Annotated in this window: 19 protein-coding genes and 3 pseudogenes; 13 read left to right on the top strand and 9 right to left on the bottom strand. The window is 42.8% G+C overall.

Translation table 11 applies throughout. The annotated features are described in order from the left end of the window. The first annotated feature begins 483 nt into the window (after positions 1 to 483). From FFM59_RS06955 to FFM59_RS06945, 4 genes are all read left to right on the top strand, one after another. Positions 484 to 1,188: a class I SAM-dependent methyltransferase gene (locus tag FFM59_RS06955; RefSeq protein WP_137602318.1), complete on the top strand. Its 705-nt coding sequence runs from the start codon at positions 484 to 486 to the stop codon at positions 1,186 to 1,188. A gap of 50 nt (positions 1,189 to 1,238) precedes the next feature. Further along, complete coding sequence (locus tag FFM59_RS10190) at positions 1,239 to 1,439, top strand: ASCH domain-containing protein (RefSeq protein WP_225420321.1); 201 nt, start codon at positions 1,239 to 1,241, stop codon at positions 1,437 to 1,439. Further along, positions 1,406 to 1,690: an ASCH domain-containing protein gene (locus FFM59_RS10185; protein WP_225351415.1), complete on the top strand. Its 285-nt coding sequence runs from the start codon at positions 1,406 to 1,408 to the stop codon at positions 1,688 to 1,690. Before FFM59_RS10190 ends, FFM59_RS10185 begins: the two co-directional genes overlap by 34 nt. Before the next feature lie 461 nt (positions 1,691 to 2,151). After that, on the top strand, positions 2,152 to 2,490 hold the full coding sequence (locus tag FFM59_RS06945) for a helix-turn-helix domain-containing protein (protein WP_137602317.1): 339 nt from the start codon (positions 2,152 to 2,154) through the stop codon (positions 2,488 to 2,490). Positions 2,491 to 2,886: 396 nt separating this feature from the next. Here FFM59_RS06945 and FFM59_RS06940 read toward each other — a convergent pair whose 3' ends face one another. The 4 genes and pseudogenes from FFM59_RS06940 to FFM59_RS06925 form a co-directional block, all read right to left on the bottom strand. Further along, complete coding sequence (locus FFM59_RS06940) at positions 2,887 to 3,324, bottom strand: diacylglycerol/lipid kinase family protein (RefSeq protein ID WP_170175956.1); 438 nt, start codon at positions 3,322 to 3,324, stop codon at positions 2,887 to 2,889. Positions 3,325 to 3,565: 241 nt separating this feature from the next. Beyond that, on the bottom strand, positions 3,566 to 4,600 hold the full coding sequence (locus FFM59_RS06935) for a hypothetical protein (RefSeq protein ID WP_137602315.1): 1,035 nt from the start codon (positions 4,598 to 4,600) through the stop codon (positions 3,566 to 3,568). A 67-nt stretch (positions 4,601 to 4,667) separates the two neighbouring features. Continuing rightward, positions 4,668 to 5,555 carry a 3-hydroxyacyl-CoA dehydrogenase gene (locus FFM59_RS06930; protein ID WP_137602320.1) on the bottom strand — a complete coding sequence of 296 codons (888 nt, stop codon included), beginning with the start codon at positions 5,553 to 5,555 and terminating at the stop codon, positions 4,668 to 4,670. A gap of 126 nt (positions 5,556 to 5,681) precedes the next feature. Beyond that, positions 5,682 to 5,861 (bottom strand): annotated as a pseudogene (locus tag FFM59_RS06925) (ATP-binding protein); the annotation flags it as partial. Between the two features lie 174 nt (positions 5,862 to 6,035). On the opposite strand from FFM59_RS06925, the gene FFM59_RS06920 reads away from it, so the two are divergent. From FFM59_RS06920 to FFM59_RS10325, 3 genes and pseudogenes are all read left to right on the top strand, one after another. Further along, complete coding sequence (locus FFM59_RS06920) at positions 6,036 to 6,347, top strand: integrase core domain-containing protein (RefSeq protein ID WP_423770217.1); 312 nt, start codon at positions 6,036 to 6,038, stop codon at positions 6,345 to 6,347. A 47-nt stretch (positions 6,348 to 6,394) separates the two neighbouring features. Continuing rightward, positions 6,395 to 6,874, top strand: a pseudogene (locus tag FFM59_RS06915) (IS30 family transposase); the annotation flags it as partial. Positions 6,875 to 6,959: 85 nt separating this feature from the next. After that, positions 6,960 to 7,777: pseudogene (locus tag FFM59_RS10325) on the top strand (alcohol dehydrogenase catalytic domain-containing protein); the annotation flags it as partial. Between the two features lie 156 nt (positions 7,778 to 7,933). Here FFM59_RS10325 and FFM59_RS06905 read toward each other — a convergent pair. From FFM59_RS06905 to FFM59_RS06895, 3 genes are read right to left on the bottom strand one after another with little or no spacing between them, the layout of a single operon-like run. Next, positions 7,934 to 9,610, bottom strand: a complete 1,677-nt coding sequence (locus tag FFM59_RS06905; RefSeq protein WP_137602314.1) for a glycoside hydrolase family 13 protein — start codon at positions 9,608 to 9,610, stop codon at positions 7,934 to 7,936. 20 nt (positions 9,611 to 9,630) lie between these two features. Beyond that, positions 9,631 to 10,608 carry a LacI family DNA-binding transcriptional regulator gene (locus tag FFM59_RS06900; RefSeq protein WP_137602313.1) on the bottom strand — a complete coding sequence of 326 codons (978 nt, stop codon included), beginning with the start codon at positions 10,606 to 10,608 and terminating at the stop codon, positions 9,631 to 9,633. Positions 10,609 to 10,625: 17 nt separating this feature from the next. Then, positions 10,626 to 12,077, bottom strand: a complete 1,452-nt coding sequence (locus FFM59_RS06895) for a sucrose-6-phosphate hydrolase (protein WP_137602312.1) — start codon at positions 12,075 to 12,077, stop codon at positions 10,626 to 10,628. A gap of 156 nt (positions 12,078 to 12,233) precedes the next feature. Between FFM59_RS06895 and FFM59_RS06890 the strand changes: the two genes are divergently transcribed. The 3 genes from FFM59_RS06890 (at position 12,234) to FFM59_RS06880 (ending at position 15,427) form a co-directional block, all read left to right on the top strand. After that, complete coding sequence (locus FFM59_RS06890) at positions 12,234 to 14,204, top strand: sucrose-specific PTS transporter subunit IIBC (RefSeq protein ID WP_137602311.1); 1,971 nt, start codon at positions 12,234 to 12,236, stop codon at positions 14,202 to 14,204. A gap of 19 nt (positions 14,205 to 14,223) precedes the next feature. Further along, positions 14,224 to 14,481: a GH36 C-terminal domain-containing protein gene (locus tag FFM59_RS10170; RefSeq protein ID WP_225420318.1), complete on the top strand. Its 258-nt coding sequence runs from the start codon at positions 14,224 to 14,226 to the stop codon at positions 14,479 to 14,481. Between the two features lie 79 nt (positions 14,482 to 14,560). After that, positions 14,561 to 15,427 (top strand): fructokinase, encoded by an 867-nt coding sequence (locus FFM59_RS06880; RefSeq protein WP_137602310.1) that lies wholly within the window; start codon positions 14,561 to 14,563, stop codon positions 15,425 to 15,427. 77 nt (positions 15,428 to 15,504) lie between these two features. Here FFM59_RS06880 and FFM59_RS06875 read toward each other — a convergent pair whose 3' ends face one another. Then, positions 15,505 to 15,765 carry a SemiSWEET family transporter gene (locus FFM59_RS06875; protein ID WP_263854041.1) on the bottom strand — a complete coding sequence of 87 codons (261 nt, stop codon included), beginning with the start codon at positions 15,763 to 15,765 and terminating at the stop codon, positions 15,505 to 15,507. An 11-nt stretch (positions 15,766 to 15,776) separates the two neighbouring features. Between FFM59_RS06875 and FFM59_RS06870 the strand changes: the two genes are divergently transcribed. The 3 genes from FFM59_RS06870 to FFM59_RS06860 are packed head-to-tail and all read left to right on the top strand — an operon-like array spanning position 15,777 to position 17,967. Continuing rightward, positions 15,777 to 16,205, top strand: coding sequence for a squalene/phytoene synthase family protein (locus tag FFM59_RS06870; RefSeq protein ID WP_225420322.1), 429 nt, complete (start codon positions 15,777 to 15,779; stop codon positions 16,203 to 16,205). Between the two features lie 39 nt (positions 16,206 to 16,244). After that, complete coding sequence (locus FFM59_RS06865) at positions 16,245 to 17,291, top strand: ABC transporter permease (protein WP_137602309.1); 1,047 nt, start codon at positions 16,245 to 16,247, stop codon at positions 17,289 to 17,291. A gap of 4 nt (positions 17,292 to 17,295) precedes the next feature. Next, a complete protein-coding gene (locus FFM59_RS06860; protein ID WP_034529257.1) occupies positions 17,296 to 17,967 on the top strand; it encodes an ABC transporter ATP-binding protein in 672 nt (223 codons plus the stop codon). A gap of 328 nt (positions 17,968 to 18,295) precedes the next feature. On the opposite strand, the gene FFM59_RS06855 is transcribed toward FFM59_RS06860, so the two are convergent. Next, complete coding sequence (locus FFM59_RS06855; RefSeq protein WP_137602308.1) at positions 18,296 to 18,877, bottom strand: recombinase family protein; 582 nt, start codon at positions 18,875 to 18,877, stop codon at positions 18,296 to 18,298. Positions 18,878 to 19,079: the final 202 nt, after the last annotated feature.

The following is a 19,079-nucleotide window of genomic DNA, read 5'->3' as shown; positions in this document are numbered from 1 at the left end:
TTCTACAATAGGAAGAGAATTCATAGTTCACTGGGCTACCAGACCCCCTTACAAGTTGAAATTGCAACACTTACGAGCCAAATGGCCGCCTGATTTAATGCTTTCCAGGGTTCAAATAAGCTATTAATCGCAATTAATGATTTATTTGAGCTGTGGAAGGTAAACGCGGTTCTGAATGTCTCTTAAAATCTGTCTCAAATATCGACTTCAATCCAATTTTTGGTAAACTGATCCATGGGGAATCCCTCCGTTTTGGTTTGATTTGGATGATTTAATCATACGGGGAAGGGATTCCCTTTTCAACAGGACTTTTATTCATTTACACAAACTATTTTATACTCTCGTCTTTTTGTGACTCATAATGTAGTATCACGATGATTAGTTATAGGAAATGGATTTGATTTGAAACCTAAGTTTAAAGATTACAGTAGCAACAAAAATGATATGCTTTAAAGAATAAATACGTTGGTATAGGAGATTTTAATGAAAAGTATTTGGGAGATGGACGCACCAATAGGCTTGGCTTTTTTCTTTGGGCCAGCTTTAATTATTGGAATTATGATGTTAATAAGTGGTTTTAACACCGTTTCAGCCATTATGGTCTTAGTGTTAGTTTTGTGTGGGCTTAAATACATGCATACTTCAATAATTGGTAAGTATAGAATAATGAAATCTATTGTTAACAGTATTCATTTAAAAAAAGACAGTAAGATATTAGACGCTGGCTGTGGTCACGGTGCCTTTATGTTGCAATTTAACGGACAAGCGGCAAACATAAGCGAAATAATAGGAATTGATATCTGGAGTAATAAGGATCAGGGAAGTAATTCAATTGCAGCTACTCAAAAAATAATGGAAAATAGTAATTTGGCTGACAAGGTAAAGTTGAAAACTGCTAATATCTTAGACATGCCATTCAACGATAATGAATTTGATTTGATTGTATCTAGTTTGGTACTGCATAATATTAGGCCATTTGAGAAACGGAAAGCAGCGCTTGTAAACATAGCAAGGGTTCAAAAACAAAAAGGTCAGTTAGTAATCATGGATATAGGCTACGAAACTAGTAAATATGTGCGTATTCTTAAAGAATTGGAATATCAAAACGTTAATATTGTAAATGCTGGCTATAACGGTTGGTGGGGTACCCCGATGGTTCCAACTTTTGTGATAACTGCGACCAAATAAAAACAGTATCCGTCACACTAATAGGGAGAATACAGAGGGAGGAAGTCCTTATGAAAGAATCAAGGATTTTACGTTATTGGGAAGCATTTCAAAAAGTGAGTGGTGTAACAGGAGAACATTATCTGGCAGAGCAATTTGGCTATGGCAAACAAGTAGGTGATGAGTCGGCCGAGTTAATCAGAATCGGTAAAAAAACAGCCACTACTTCTGCTCTGGAATTGTACGAAAAAATGAGCCTAAACCCAAAGTAGGTACTTACAGTATTGTTTTAGACGGTTCAGGAGCACCTGTATGTATTACACAGACAGAGCGAGTTGAAATCAAAAACCTTAACAAAGTTACAGCTGATCATGCTTACCTTGAAGGTGAAGGAAATCGAAGCTTAGAATATTGGCGAAAGGTTCATAAAGATTTTTTTGAAAAGGAATATTATCAGGCTGGAAAAGTATTCACAGATCGAATTCCATGTATCTGTGAAACTTTTAAAGTCGTGTATAAGTAAGAACCTGAGGCTGGGGAAAAACTCCCAGCCTCTTCCTGTCTCCGAACTCTAATAGCCGAAATCGAGAAAAAAAGGCTGACTTCTCCGCTTAGCTACGAAAACCAAACGATTCAAAGTACGAATCATTCGGCTTTCTAGGCTATGCTCGAAGTCAAAACGCCTTTTTGCCCACTCTCATTTCGTGTCTCACAATCTATTTAAGTTAGATATGTTCATTATAACTGTCTAAATTAAACCCTATAACAGAGAATAATAGTGGCACAGTCTAAAATACATGATGTGTTTGAGAAAAACTTTCAAATAAGCTTTGTCCCTATATTAGGGACTATAATCTCCATTTAGCCCCTATTTACACCAGAATATTCTTCGCAACCAGTAGTTGCTTTTAGTGCGCTAATAATTAGCGTGCTTTTTTCTCGCTTCAATATGATAATTAATCTATTGAAAGTGAGGTTACGTTTATGATTTTAGGGCAAAGGATAAAAGAAGAACGAGAAAAAAGGCAGTGGACACAAGATTATCTTGCAGAAACGCTTAATGTTTCTCGTCAGGCCATTTCTAAGCGGGAAGTCGGAAGTACTTATCCCGATATTGATCGTTTAGTGCAAATCAGCAATTTATTCGACATTACCTTAGATAGTTTGATCAAAGGCGATGATTCACTAAAAAAAAGCATAGTTATTACCAAAAACGCAAAGACACAAACTAATGTCTGGGAATTTATGCGCAGTACTGGTTGGATGATGGTAATTGCAATTATTTATTTAGTCACCAAAATGATTATCGCTGTCTTTAGTTAAGAAACCTTTAGGGACTATAATTATAAAAAAGACAAAACCAAAATTGGACTCATTTAATAAGCGGCGTTTTCCCCAATATGTTGAGAAAATGATTGCTCTGCCAAGCCTTGATGTCTTTCATCAAATTTGTAAAAAGGGCCGTTTTGTCCAATTTTGTCCAAGTCAATCATGGCAAATAGATAAAGCCAATACTGGATTTATTTTTTGCTTGTCTATGTTGGACTTTAGCAAAAATGAATGGTTGGTAATGAGTTTATCGAAGATAAAATTGACCAATTCATGCACACCATCCCATCAAACGTACAAAATATCATTTCAAGAGTGTTGTAAAACTAATTTAGGTACGAAAAGCCCAGAGCTCATCAGAGCTCCGGGCTATTTTCGTGCTTTCAAGTTTCAGTTATTAATAAAGATCCCCGATTGCTTAGTCGCCTGATCGGTAAACCGGCCAACATTAATAATGTGTTGGTGGTCATTATCCAAAATCTGGCGTAATGCTTGACGAGGTTGGGTTGAAATCCCATAACCACGGGCAAAATCATTACCCGTACCAGCGGGAATATAGGCAACCGGCAGTGCTGGTTGCCGGTGACTGGCTATCAGCCCGGCAATTACTTCATGGAGGGTGCCATCCCCACCAATTACAATCAGGCAGTCAATGTCTGTCCGCCTAGCCGCCTGCCATTGTGCCAGTTCGCGCGGGTGTCCCGGATGGGTACTTTCAACCTTTTCATGGTCAATTCCGGTCTGGGGCAATAACTGCTGGATTGTCCGCCAAACGTGTTGACCCTTTCCGCTACCGGCACAAGGATTTACTAAAAACAAATACTTCACTAAACAATTCCTACCTCTCAACGATCAATAGTAATATTATACGTCTTTTTCCTCCTTTCACCTAAGAATAAGAAAGAAGAGTAGGCAGGGGCGTACCCTTGTGAGTACAAATGGCCTCAAACGTTCGAGCTTCGCAAACGTTTGAGGCCATTTGTGTATTGTGCTGTTGACTTTTGATTTATCAAACCGACTTAAGTCATAGCCCCATCTGTGTATTTATTGCCTCGTCGGTTCTGCGGTATTAAACCAGTGGCATCATAGTTGGCTGGTCTAATACATGTTGATAACCAGCTGGGGCGTTAACACATTGCGGAATAACATCGACACTTGGAGCGGCACTGGTTACATAACTCTCCTCCAGTGGCATCATATTCTGTACTTCAACGTCGATTGTCGGGATCCCGGCGATATGAATATGGTTATCAATGGCGGGCTCCTTCACAACATCATTGCAGATTTTATGAACATAGATTAAGCTAACTTTCTTTTCTCCTTTAACGTAGCCACTCATAATGAAACGGTGGCCCATCATCGTTCCCTTCTTAACGACGCCAAACGCCATGGTTTGAAGGTCATGCGGTGCCGTAAAGACCTCATGGGAAACCTTAACATCATCAAATTTAAGACCCAGCCGATCACCCATTTCATAGACCGCTGCAATATAATAGGCCGCAATTCCATCCTTTAACTTGTCCTGAGGGAACTTGTCTGGATCCATCCCATAGCCGAAGACCTTCACCCAACTAGAGGTATTATTCTGATCATCTTCACCCGATTGAACGGTTAATTCATCAACGTGGTCGACGAGGTTACACAGGTACAGGGGAAGGTGGGAAGCATAAAAGCCTGGTAATAGGCCACTTGGCATGAATGTAACCCCATTCTTTTGTGCGGCCGTATTGATCATCTTATATAAGTCCGGTGTAGTAACTTGTGAGTAGTATAGCGGGATAGTTGTAATACAATTTTTCTTAGCATTTAAAACCTTAACCATATCTTCTGCACTTGGTGTAAATGCGCCAGTCTCAGGATCATGACGGAGCGGAGTATAAACTAGTACCACGTCAGCATCTAACTTTAAGGCCGCATCAATATCGTCAGTAACCTTAACACCAATTTCCGGAAAGCCAAATAAACCAGCTGCGTCCTTACCGATCTTTTCAGGATCATTATCAACGGCCGCCACCAGCTGAACCGATTGACGTTCACCAATCATCCGTACGGCGGCTCGACCAACATTACCTAATCCCCAAATAATCACCTTATACGGTTCCATAATAACTACTTCCTTCCTAAATCAGGCTAGCTGAAACATCAGTGCAGAGTATTATTCGATTTTAATTCTACTTAAAAAAGTCGGGATCTTTGAATTCAGAGTCAGGATAGTGATAAAAGCCTTGTCCCGCCTCAACACCGGTATGGCCCGCCGTGATCATTGGCTTTAGCTTATCGGCAATCTTTTTAAAGAGCTCATTGTGGGTCTGCTCATACTGGTTATTAACCACTGCATAAGTCGTCCGTAGCCCCACGATATCTTGAATCATAAACGGTCCCAATGGTGAACCATTGGAAATCATCCAATCCTTATCAATCGTATGGGGGTCGGCAACGCCATTAGCCCATAGCGCCATCGCTGCATTTAACAATGGCACCAGTAACGAATTCATGATGTAACCATGCTGTTCCTTCTTTAATACCACCGGAACCATCTTAATTGAACGGGCAAATGCAACCAGGTCGTCAATAACTGCCGCTGCCGTCTTCGGGCTGCCCACAATTTCAGCAACATTATGTTTCCAGATATGGTTAGCAAAGTGTAAGTGGGCAAACTTAGCTGGCCGATCAGTAAAAGCAACCAGTTCACTTGGTACGAAGGTTGATGAATTACTAGTGATGATCGTCTTTTCTGGTAACAGTGGACAAAGCTCACTGTAAAAGGCCTTTTTAATCTCTACTGACTCAGAAACCGATTCAATGACCAAGTCGGCATCGGCAACGGTTGCCGCCAGGTCATTACTAATACTAGTAATATTATCACAGGCCGCCTGATAGTCATCCGCGGTCGCTTGCATTTCTTTCATAAACGGCACCTTGATTGCCGCCAGTCGCTTCTCGGCCCGGTCAATATGCCGGTTCCAAATCTTGACCTGGTAACCACAGCGGGCCATCTGAAAGGCAATTTGACTCCCCAACACACCGGCGCCAGCAACTACCACATTTTTAATTTCCATAACAACGCCTCCTAAATCTTCTCTGCACACCTTTATCATACTACAAATGGTAGCGCTTTCTCAAATACAAAATGGCGTTTGTCAAGGGCGGTTTATGGCGGTTTAAAAATGTATGATTTGGGCGGTTTAAGAATTGACCGATGCCAAGCGGTATGACTTTCCCTTGATCTTAATTACATGCGAGTGATAAACAAGTCGATCTAATATCGCCTCTGCAGTTGCTGTGCTATGGAGTACGGTTCCCCAACTTGATAATGTCACATTGGTCGTTATGATCGTTGATTTACGTTCATAGCGGCCATTTATTTGGGCCTAGAATAAAAAGTGTACAAGTTAAATAGAGACTCTGATTTAGTATAATTAAGGAAGTAAATTGGAGGATCAAATAATGACGAAGCACAGTTATGACAAGGAATTTAAGGAACAGGCCGTTCAGTATTACTTAGATAACAAGGATCACATGTTAGCAAGCCATTAATCATGCACAGTGATCGTGGTAGTCAGTTTACGTCTGAAGCTTACAATCAAGTTACAGCTAACATGACATTAAGCTATTCAAAGAAAGCTTATCCTTGGGATAATGCCTGCATTGAGTCGTTTCATGCCTTGATTAAGCGTGAATGGATAAATCGGTTTAAAATCCATTCATACTCCGAAGCTAAACGACTAGTTTTTCAGTACATTGAAACGTTTTACAACACAGTTAGAATTCACAGTCACTGTGGATTCAAATCACCAAAGCAACTTGAAGATGAGTATCAAACTCAAATTCAAAATTTAGTCGTGGCATAGGACAAAAAAGTCTCTATTTAAATTGTCTATTTTATTGACAGGGGACCAGTATCGACCAGCGCCAAGAGTTTGGCCATTTCGAATTGGACACCGTGGTGGGCAAGCGCAACGGTCAAGAGAGTGTGATCTTAACGCTGATCGAGCGTCAATCCCGCTGCCAAATTCTACGTTTGATCGATGGTCGTGATGCCGATTCAGTCAACTATGAGCTGGCCAAGATCTGTCAAGAATATGGATCAATCATGAAGTCAGTTACTGCCGATAATGGCGCTGAGTTCTCGGAAGTTGGCGCTGTACTTACCGGTGTCGCTGACCTTTATTATGCCTATCCATATCGTTCCTCTGAGCGTGGGACTAACGAAGCGCATAATCGAATGATCCGCCGCGATATACCCAAGGGTCTATCCATGGATATTTTGGGTCCTCATGATATCCAAGCAGTTGAGTCAAAGCTAAACAATTTACCGCGCCGGCAAACTGGCTATCAAACACCCAAAGAGCTTTTCTCCGCTGCTTCCGCCGGTTAAGTTAAGTCAAAAAAATATGAATATTAATGAAAATACTAATTTGATAGGATTTATCGTGTGGCTAATTTGTTCTTGCAATTTGGGCAAAACTTTAGCCGTTAACCTAACCGAGGAAGACCGCTTAGAACGGCTAGGTACTATCCAAAGCGTCGCACTACCGCATATTCCTGGGCATGATGTCATTGGGAAAATCATTCAAGTTGGCGCCGCTGTCACTGACTTGGACGTTGGGACAGTGGTGGCTGCCCGCACGAACCATACTTACGCGGACCAGGTTTGTTTAGATAGCGATCTAGCGGTGACCATGCCAACTAATCTTGATCCGGTCACCGCCGTCAGCTTAGTCACTCCAGGGATTGTCGCTTACAAAACGGTGCGCTACTTTGCGGACGTCCAGGCCGACCAAACGGTGATTGTCAAAGGCGCTGGCAGCCCAGTCGGCTTGTTAATTATTCAGTTAGCCAAACGATTAGATGCCCACGTTATCGCGATTGCTAGTGACCGTTATGCTAACTTGATTGCGACACTGGGAGTCGGATAATTCGTCGACTATCAGCATCAAAATCCAGTTCACGTGTTAGCCGACCGCGGTGCGTCGTAATCAATGTCGCTATCGATGGCGTTGGTGGCAAAGATGACTTAGCAATGGCCAAATTTGATGCGACCATCGCTTCATTCACCCGTCACTTGCCAGCCAACAGTAAATCAATTCGTTTCCAAGCAATCCAACCGACCGAAGTGATTTCTGATCAAGCCGCCTTACAATTACTATTCAAGTTGCTAGATACTGGTCGATTGACCACGACGAGCGATGAACAACTACCGTTTAACCTCACGGGCTTCATTCAAGGTCACCAACGACTAGATGAGCCTCACGTGGGCCAAGTGGTCGTCGCGCGCTAAAAAAACTGCTTTCAAAAGTTATCCTTTTGAAAGCAGTTTTTTAGTCAGGTGGTCGCTTATTAAGACCATCGCAGAATTTTGAGCAACCCAATTCACACTAATCGTAACGATTGGGTATATTTCAAAGACCGCCTCAATTAGCCAAGTCCTGGATACCTATGCGAGTTGGTAGACCCAATCCTCATAAGGCCGTAATTTATTTGGCTGCTGCTCGCCATAATTACTAATCAAGCATTTGGCCGTGGGCGTCAGATATTGATCCAGTGGTCGGGACAGTGTCTCGGCTGTGAAATTGCAACAAACTAGCCAGGTCCGCCCTTCCCATTGCCGTGCATATAAGAATACCTGCGGATCATCGGCCCACAAGAGCTCAAGCGAACCTAACGTCACTAAGGGGTATTGATGTCGTAATTGAATCAAGTGCTGATAATAGTACCACACTGAATCCGGATCAGCCAAAGCTGCGGCAGCATTGATTTGACGATAGTTGGGATTGACCGTGAGCCATGGCGCCGCGTCACTAAAACCCGCGTTAACCTCCGTGTCCCATTGCATCGGCGTTCGCGAGTTGTCCCGAGAACGCGCCGCTAATCGGGCCATCATATCTGCCGGTGATAGCAGCTGGCGCTCAGTCACTAAATCACGATAGGCATTGAGCGATTCAATATCTCGGTAACTGGCTAGTTCAGTAAAATGAGCGTCAGTCATCCCCAGTTCCTCACCTTGATAAATATACGGGGTTCCCTGTAAGAGGTGTAAACACGTTGCGAGCATTTTAGCCGAACGTACCCGATATGCTGGTCGGTCATCACCAAAACGTGAGACCGCTCGTGGCGTATCATGATTGTTCCAAAACAGGCTGTTCCAAGCCCGCCCTTCAAGTCCGACTTGCCAGTCACTAATGACTTTCTTTAGCGCCACTAACGGTGTCTTACGCGTACTCCACTTACCAAGACCATGCTGACTATTATCAAGTCGCAGATGTTGAAATTCAAAGACCATATCTAATTCGTGCTGATCAGCGCCCGCATACTTCAGCGCATCCGCTGGTGTCACCCCGTGGGTCTCACCAACCGTCATGATATCAAACTGTGACAACACTTCTTGGTTCATTTCTTGCAAGAATTCATGAACTCGCGGTCCGTTCGTTACTCGAGCATCGCCAAACTGACTGTGCGGTTTCAGTGGACCATCTGGTAATCCGGGTAACTTAGAGATTTGGTTAATGACGTCCATTCGAAAACCGTCAACACCCTTGTTCAGCCACCAGGTCATCATCGTATAAACTGACTCTCGTAAGGTCGGATTCTCCCAGTTTAAATCAGGTTGTTTTGTTGAAAACGTGTGTAAATAATACTGCTGGGTCTGCTCATCATATTGCCATGCTGAACCACCAAAAGCCGCATCCCAATTATTGGGCGCCTTTTTGCCGTTACCTGAGCTCCAAAAGTAGAAATCACGATATTGATTGGTGCGGTCCTGGCGACTGCGTTTGAACCATGGATGCTCATCAGAGGTATGGTTAACAACCAAGTCCATGATGATCTTTAAGCCCCGGTCATGGGCGGCTTGCAATAGTTCATCAAAATCAGCCATCGTGCCAAAGTCGGCCGCAATTTGTTGATAATCACTAATATCATAACCATTATCATCGTTGGGTGAACGATAAATGGGATTGAGCCAAATGACGTCGATTCCTAATTGCTTTAAGTAGTCTAGGTGGGCCGTGATCCCCTTTAAGTCACCAATACCATCATGATTGGTATCTTGAAAACTCCGTAGATAGACCTGATAGACAACGGCTTGTTGCCACCACTTGATTGTTGCTGCCACAATTACAATTAACTCCTTAGTTACGCGGTAAGGCCCTTGATGAGCTTAACTGGTAACGTATATTTTGATTCCAGTGTACAATTCGCATCCTCAATCCGCTGCAATAGTAGAGAAACCAGTAACGTACTAATATCCGCTAACGGTTGTTCTACTGTTGTTAATTCAGAATGATAATCACGTATGAGCGCCGTGCCATCATAACCAACAACGCGTAATTGCTCAGGAACCGTTAATGACAGTTGTCGCGCGACGTTGAGCACTAGTAAAGCGGTCAAATCATCACTACAAAAAATACCATCATACTGATGTTGTGTCATAATCGTCTTAATTTCCATCATCTTCAGCGCAGGGGTCAATTCAAAAGGTAATTCATGGACATGGGGTGTTAGCTGTTGGGCAGTCAAGTAGGCTTCATATCCTTCACGGCGACCATTCGTTGGCGAACCAGCGCGTGACTTACCAGTAAAAATAGCCACGTTAGTCGCCCCCGCCTGATGCAATGTCTGGGTTGCTAGCCAGCCCCCCTGGTAATTATCCGAACTAACGATGGGAATATTGTCGGATAAGTACCGGTCAAATGAAATAATCGGAAGACCATATTGTTGATATTCTTCAATACCTAAATTGTGGGCACCAGCAATAATCCCGTCGACCTGATTAGCCATCAACATTTGTAAGTAGTCGCGTTCTTTTTGCGGATCATCCGCACTATTACATAAAATCACCCGATAATCCAAAGCCGATAGTTTATTTTCTAAAGTTTGGACCAATTCCCCAAAGAAAGGATTGCTGACCCCGGGGAAAATAAGGCCGATCAACCGGGAACTTTTACCCTGCAAGGAGCGGGCCACGCTATTGGGTTGATAATTCAACTTGTGCATGGCCGCAAAAACCTTGGTCTTCGTCTTTTCAGATAGGGAGCCGTAGTTGTTGATGACCCGGGAGACCGTGGTCACGGACACGCCAGCCAATTCTGCAACATCAGCCAATTTTGCCATACAAATTGCCTCCTTAATTAATAAATTGTTTGTAAACGGGTCCCGCTGACTTCAAAGCCGTCCGCCGCCAGTTGGCTGGTATCTAACTGATAGGTATCCGCCTGCCTAGGAAATAGGCGGCCAGATATAACTTGCGCGCCGTCATTCACATACAGCTCAAAGGCCGAGTGGTCCAACCATAGGGTTAAATGAAGGGCAGTCGCCGGTAATTGAATGCTGCGGGTGGTGCCATGGTCTAAGGCCACCGCCTGACCCATTTGCCGCCGGTCCACGGTGAGACTATGGGCTTGTTCATCAAAACTAAGGGTCAATTTATCGCCGCTGTGCTGGGCTTTAATTTGCAATTGCCCCTTGGGAAAAGTGGCAAAGTCAAACTGCAACTTTTCTTGCAGATGTAAGTCGGCAGTTTTTGGGGCAAAGTTTTCCGCTGCCAAGCCTTGGGCCACGGGCTGTTGGTGCAGTTGTCCGTCAACTAACGTCAAGTGCTTCACCAAAGAAAAACAGCCCTGCCAATTTTCAGCATCAGAGGGATAAGTGGTGTCGGGCAAGCCTAACCAGCTAATGGCATAAGCCTGGTCATCCGGGGCATTGAAAGCTTGGGTAGCATAGACATCAAAGCCCCCATCCAGGTTTTGTGGGCCAGTTGGGTTGATAAAGCTAAAGGTGTCCCAATCAAAGGCTTCCCCCACAATGTACATATTGGGGTAAATATTATCATAACTGGCAATGGTTTGGGACAGCCCCTGGGGACAAAAGATCAACACGGGACGTTGGTCAATAAAAATCAGATTGGGACATTCAATCATATAGCCTAGGTTTTGATCACTAAAGTGTAATTCTCCCTTTAAGGTCCAGGGACCTTTGGGGTCTGGGGCCTGGTAGGCGAGAATGTGGGCGGTATCGTCTTGTTTCCGGACGCCAATGAAGGCGTAGTAGGTTCCCTCATGTTCAATTAACTGGGGATCCCGGAAGTGGTCGGTATAGCCGGCCGGGATGTCCCCAATTAAAGGCTGAGCCAGCTTGTGTAAAGTCCCATTTTGGTCTAAGGTAGCCCCTAATTGATAGGGGTGGCGTTGCCAGTTGTCATCCCGGACATTGCCCGTGTACATCAAAAATAATTCTGACCCCACAGCCAGTGCCGAGCCGGAATAAGCCCCATGGCTTTCGTATGTCGTATCCGGGAGAAGTTTCAACCCGTCTGCCGTCCAATGGGTCAAATCTGGGGAAGTTAAATGGACCCAGCTCTTCAAGCCGTGCACCGGGCCGAAAGGGAAGTTTTGATAAAAGACATGCCATTGGTGATTGTAATAAGCAAAGCCATTGGGGTCATTTAATAAACCGCTGGCTGGTTGGATATGATAGCCTAAGTGCCAAATAGAGTCTTGTTGTTGTTTTTGTAATTGGCTGATCAATTTTTTTGAATAAGCGCTATAGGGTCGATAACGTTGTGCCGTAGTCCATTGCTGCATGGTATTCGCCTCCAAAAAAGATAAACGTTTTCATGCTGTTATTATAGCAGATAGCGCCACTAAAAATCAAAAATCGATAAACGTTTGACAATTTGAAATGAATCTATTACAATGGATTTATCGAATACAGGAAGCGCTTACATAGGAGGTCAAAACATGGATCATGAGAAAGCAGCAAAAGACATTCTGGCAGACGTGGGGAAAGACAATATTTTAGCCGCCGCCCACTGTGCCACCCGTTTACGGTTGGTGATCAAAGATGAAGCTAAAATCGATCAAAAAGCTTTAGACGCTAACGACGCCGTTAAAGGCACTTTTCGGGTCAACGGCCAATATCAAATCATCATCGGCCCTGGGGATGTGGACAAGGTCTATGACCACTTAATTAGCTTGACTGGCCTAAAGGAAGTTACCCCAGACGACTTAAAGGCTATTTCCGCCAAGGGTAAAAAAGATAATCCGCTGATGGCTTTGGTTAAAGTGCTATCCGACATTTTTGTACCTCTTATTCCAGCCTTAGTGGCCGGTGGGTTATTGATGGCTTTAAATAACGTCTTGGTATCCCCGGGCCTATTTAGCGCCAAGTCCCTGGTGGCCATGTACCCGGGCATCAAGGGGATCGCCGAAATGATCAACCTGTTTGCCTCGGCACCCTTTGCCTTTCTGCCCATCCTATTAGGTTTCTCCGCCACCCGACGTTTCGGGGGGAATGCTTATCTGGGGGCCACCATGGGGATGATCATGGTGATGCCCGCTTTAGTCAACGGCTACAACGTGGCTGAAATCGTGGCCAAGGGCACCATGCCCGTTTGGAACATTTTCGGCCTGCACATCGCCCAAGCCGGCTATCAAGGCCAAGTCCTGCCCGTGTTGGTAGTGGCCTTCATTTTAGCCAAGGTTGAAAAGTGGCTCCATAAACGCATGCCCGCTACCCTGGACTTTATTTTCACCCCGATGATCAGTATCATCTTCGTGGCCTTCTTGACCTTTGCCTTTGTAGGCCCGATTATGCGGACTGTGGGTAACGGCTTAACCGACGGGATTGTTTTATTGTATAATGACACTGGTTTTGTGGGCTCCACGGTCTTCGGGTTATTCTACTCCCCGATTGTCATTACCGGGTTACACCAAAGTTTTCCGGCCATCGAAACCCAGCTTTTGGCCAACGTGGCCAAAACCGGCGGCGATTTCTTCTTCCCAATCGCCTCCATGGCTAACGCTGCCCAAGGGGCGGCTGCTTTAGCCATCTTCTTCTTATCTAAAGATGAAAAACAAAAGGGGTTGGCCTCTTCTTCTGGCCTGTCCGCCCTCTTAGGGATCACTGAACCCGCTATCTTTGGGGTCAACTTGAAATTACGCTTTCCATTCTTTATCGGCATGATTGGTTCTGCCGTGGGTAGCTTATTGATTGGGATTTTCGGGGTTCGCTCCACTGCCTTAGGGGCCGCGGGGATCATCGGTTTCATTTCCCTCCCGGTTAAATTCTACCTGCCATTCTTCTTGGCCATTGCCTGCAGTATCGTGGTGGCCTTCACGGGGACCTTGGTTTATGGACGCAAAGCCATGGCCAAAAACGTTGAACCGGAAGTTCAGACCAATAAAGCTGGCGATGTGGTAAGTGCTGCCGACGCCGCTGTCAGCGATGCCGTGGTCAACGCACCGGTTGCCGGGGTGGTTGAAAGCTTGAAGCAAGTCAACGACCAAGTCTTCTCGGCCGAAATCATGGGTAAAGGCGCCGCAATCGTGCCAAGCGCTGATCAGGTCGTCGCACCAGCTGACGGTATCATCATCGTCACTTATGATAGCCACCATGCTTATGGCATCAAAACAACTGCCGGTGCCGAAATTCTGATTCACTTAGGATTAGATACGGTCAATTTAAATGGCGAACACTTCACTACTAACGTTCAGAAGGGCGATACCGTTCATCAAGGTGATCTACTCGGAACGTTTGACGTCGCTGCCTTAAAAGCCGCTAACTATGATCCAACCGTCATGCTAGTCGTCACAAATACGGCCAATTACGCTAATGTTGAACGACTCAAAGTCACGAATGTCCAAGCTGGTGAACCGCTCGTTGCGTTGACTGCACCGGCAGCTAGCTCAGTTGCTGCTACAACTGTCTAAACTTTATTAGGAGGACGTCATGCCTGTTGAATATGACCCCAAAACCGGCTTAATCAATCTTCATAATGACCAAATTAGCTATGTTATTCAAATTTTAGCTCATCGTTACCCAGTGCATCGATATTTTGGACGTTTACACTATCTCGATGATGAATTAGCGTATAGCGATTCATCGGGTAATCGCTATACGGGGCATCAGTTAAACACGATGGGGATTCCACTTAAACCCACCAACGCTGATTTCACTAGTCAGCTAATTTATTTATGTCAAAATTAATGTAATCGTTAACAAAATTTCTAATTAAGAATATACTATTAATAAATAAGACTACATTTTTAACTACAGGAGGTACACTATGCTTTTAGGTGCAATTGAAGCTGGTGGTACAAAATTTGTTTGTGCCACGGGCGCTGAAAACGGGCAAGTTAGCGACCGAATTTCGATCCCCACGACAACCCCCGCTGAAACCATGACTGCGGTAGACGACTATTTTACGACTCATCCCGTTGACGCGATTGGTATCGGTTCATTTGGCCCCATCGGCGTTAATCCCGATGATCCGAAATATGGTTACATTACCACGACTCCCAAACCCGGCTGGGGTGACTTCGACTTTTTAGGCCATCTTAAAAGTCGATTCAACATCCCACTCTACTGGACCACTGATGTTAACGAAGCCGCTTATGGCGAATCAATGATTGGAATCGCTAAGGACGTCCCTAACAGCATCTACATGACGATTGGTACCGGTGTTGGCGCTGGAGTCATTAGTCAGAACCACATTTTTAATGGTCGCACTCATACTGAGCTTGGTCACATGCGACTCAACCGGTTACCTGGGGACGATTTCAAGTCCAACTGTTCTTACCATGACATCTGTTTAGAAGGTTTAGCTGCTGGGCCAGCAGTTGGAAAACGAACGGGGAAAGCTGGGAAAGATATTCCCGTTGACGATCCGGTCTGGCCAATCATCGCTGACTACATCGCACAGGCATGTGTCAACCTTACCGTCGCCTTCGCACCTGATAAAATTATTCTTAACGGTGGTGTTATGAATCAACGGCAGCTCTTTCCCATGATTCGTGAAAAGTTTGCCGCCTATCTAAATGGCTACGAAGAAGTCCCACCACTGGATGACTATATCGTTCCCGCTGGACTGGGTAACAATTCTGGCATTGCCGGTGGCCTATTGTTAGCTCAGGCTGCTTTAAAGAACGCTTAACACCTTGCAAAAAAGTCCGCCGATACGCGTTTAAAAGTATCAGCGGACTTTTAGTTTACAGTCAATTTGTCATTCGGTTAATGAATATATACGGTTAAAACAGTGATAAATCCAAAAATCACCCCGGGAACATTTGAAATAATAACGGGCCAATCCTTATAAGTCTTGAACCAGCCGTAACCAGTCCATAATATCCCATTAATCATTGCCACGAGTGGTTGTAGCGGTGATACTGGTTCACCTGAGAAATTCGAAATGATTTGCGGAATATACGACACGTACATGGTAGATTGTAAAATTAATCCGACGCTGTTCGGATTAATTTTACAATCTACCATGTACACAAGATATTTTACGCTCTCAAAACAATCGTAAGGCAGTAATAAACGTGGGAATAGCTCTTCAGTTAACTAATATTTTAAGAGATGTACATGAAGATGCTATGGCGGATAGATATTTCATTCCAAAGCAACTGCTATTAAAATATGATATCCAAAAACAAGTTTTGTTAGAGAGTAAACCTGATATTCAAACACAATCTTTGTTGCAATATTTAGCAAGATTAGCACTTTCCAAGTACGCCGAAACTGATGTGATTACTAATCAGATTTTAGATAGAAAAGGCAAAGTAGCATTAGAACTATCCATTAATGTCTACAAAAAGATCCTAACAAAATTAATGAAAAATAACTTCGTTGATTTATCAAAAAGAGTATATGTGACACCCCAAGAAAAATTACTATTACTATTAAAAACCTTTTCAAAACACATTAAGTGATATATTAATAATAAATAGAATTAATAAAAGGAGATTATTATGTTTTTAGCTATTAAAGAGATGCTACATGAAAAATTGCGTTATAGCCTAATAGTGGCACTTATATTTTTAGTAAGTTATCTTTTGATTATTCTTACTGGTTTAGCCACTGGTTTAGCTAACCTAAACAAAGCGGCAATTAACGAGTGGGATGCTTCAAGTATTGTCTTAAATAGTGATTCTGAAGGACGTTTACAACAATCTTTTCTTTCACAGGATGAGGTTGCTAGTTTACCCAATAATGGAACCAGAATTTCACAGTATAGTACACTTGTAAAATCAGAAAATGGATTAAAAGAGAATACTCAATTAGTAGGTCTTGATTCCAAATCGTTCATATTTAAAAAATTGAAAATAACAAGTGGTAGTAAAAATATCCGAAACAATGCCGGCGTCGTATCGGATAAATTCAAAAGTGATGGATTCCAAATCGGTGACCACTTGTTAGTTGCTAATTCATCATTGAGGATTAAAATTACAGGTTTTACACCCAGGGCAACTTTAAGTGCTCTTCCCGTGGTTTATATTTCACCAGACACTATTCAACCACTGAATAAAGGTGTAACAAATGCTGTGGTATTCAGGAATAAGTTAAAGAATTCAAAAATACCAAAAGGGACCAATCAATTGAGCATTAGCTCATTTATTAAAAAATTACCTGGATATAGCGCACAACAACTCACATTCGACTTCATGATTGCTTTTTTGTATATTATTATTCTAATTGTTATTTCAATTTTCTTGTATATTCTGACTGTTCAAAAATTACCCAACTTAGGTGTCTTGAAGGCGCAAGGAGTCTCAACGCAATATCTTATTTTGAGTACGTTATTTCAATCATTTATTATTTCAGTTATTGGCGTTATTATAGCCATTATATTAGGTGAAATAACAGCTATTACGTTACCCAGCGAGGTACCCATTGTCATCGATAAAAGTAATATTATTGTAACTGGAATCGGTATTATTATTATGTCCTTGTTAGGTGCACTGATACCTATTCGTCAAATCGCCAAAGTTGATCCTTACAAAATTATTGGAGGTTAATTTCATGTCAAATCTAATTTTTGAATCGGTGACAAAAGTTTTTGGAGAAGGGAGTAGTAAGTACGTAGCGCTGGAAAATATTAATTTTAAAGCAGAAAGTGGTCAGCTTATTTTAGTTGTAGGGCCATCAGGATCAGGAAAAACTACATTTTTGACTATAGCCGGCGGGCTGCAGACACCAACTGAGGGTGACGTAAAAATAAATGACAGCACAATTAAAAGTTTATCCGAAAAACAGCAAACAAAATTAAGATTGGAAAAAATAGGATTTGTTTTACAATCTTATAACTTAGTTCCATTTTTAACGGTCGAAGAACAGTTTAAATTAGTAGATAAACTAAAAAAACAAAATTTAACTGAACAAAAAATGCATGAACTTCTATCTGATTTAGGACTTTTAGAACTCCTAAAAAAATATCCTAATCAACTTTCTGGTGGACAAAAGCAACGTGTGGCAATTGCTAGAGCATTATACACTGATCCTGACTATATCTTAGCGGATGAACCCACAGCCGCCTTAGATACGGATAGATCTATGAAAGTAATCGAGTTACTCAGAGATTTAGCACATAAGAGAAATAAAATTATTATTGTAGTTACTCATGACTTAAGGTTAAAAAATACGGCAGACAAAGTTTATCAGATAATTGATGGTAAGATGCAAATGATAAATTAGCTACTGTCTTAATTTTACTTGAAAACATATTAAATTTATGAATATCTAATACCACATCTAAATGCTCAGAAGTCAATAAATTGGACTATTTTTAGTCAGTTAATTAGACAACTGGAAATTGACGGTTCAGCACATTTTCTTGGATGTAGGTTTCTTGTTGCTCTCGTCGGTTATGTTTCTTGGCATGTACGGTTGTCCGCACGTTCTTCGCATTCATGACGTGAGTAATCAATGCGACCAACTTCCAGTAGCATCATTTTTAAGCATTTGTTATTTTACGCCTGTTTCAGGGCTTCTAATCTATTCTGATTATCTCATGTAAACCGGTTCAATGCACATCGAATTTCTTTCGGTATCTGATAAAGGTCGTCCGTTTAATCCCGGTATTACGGGCAACATCTACATCACTCATGCCCGTCTGGTAAAGTTTAAAAGCATGTAGTAAACGGGGATCATCTTCGGCATATTGAGGTTTCCGACCATGATATTTACCCTGCTGTTTAGCGAGGGCAATCCCTTGTTGCTGCCGTTCAATGATCCGCTTACGTTCGCTTTCAGCTTGATATTTATACAGTTCAATAATGAGATTCGTCATGAGCTGGCGTAAATTAGGATCCGCAATCCCTGTCATGGACGGCAAGTTTAACACATCTAGGGTGGCCCCCTTATTTTGAATGGTGTTCATGATCTTAGTTAAGTCCTGGTTGTTTCGGCCTAAGCGATCTAATTCAGTGACCAGGACAATATCACCCTCGCGAACATAGGCGAGCATTTTTTGCAGTTCTGGTCGATTGGTGTTGGCCCCACTCAATTTATCTGTGAATAGCTTATCAACGACCTTTAAAACAGCTAGCTGCCGATCTAAATGTTGTTCCTTGGAACTCACGCGAGCATAACCGATTTTAGCCATTGTCAGCACTTCCTTTTGGACAGTTCTAATGAACATTTATAATTCCTAGTATAGCACAGGACCAAACCTGGCCACTAGGGTATACCCTAGTGGCTAATCATACATAAAAGCTTTCTTATATCATTATTTTTTTTGGCAGGTACTGTGTAGGTGGAAATGAACGAATGCTTTAATAGTTTTGTGTCACAAAATAAATTTTGGA

This window comes from Paucilactobacillus nenjiangensis, from assembly GCF_005405445.1.
GTDB lineage: Bacteria > Bacillota > Bacilli > Lactobacillales > Lactobacillaceae > Paucilactobacillus > Paucilactobacillus nenjiangensis.
This window is presented reverse-complemented; position numbering and strand designations above follow the sequence as displayed.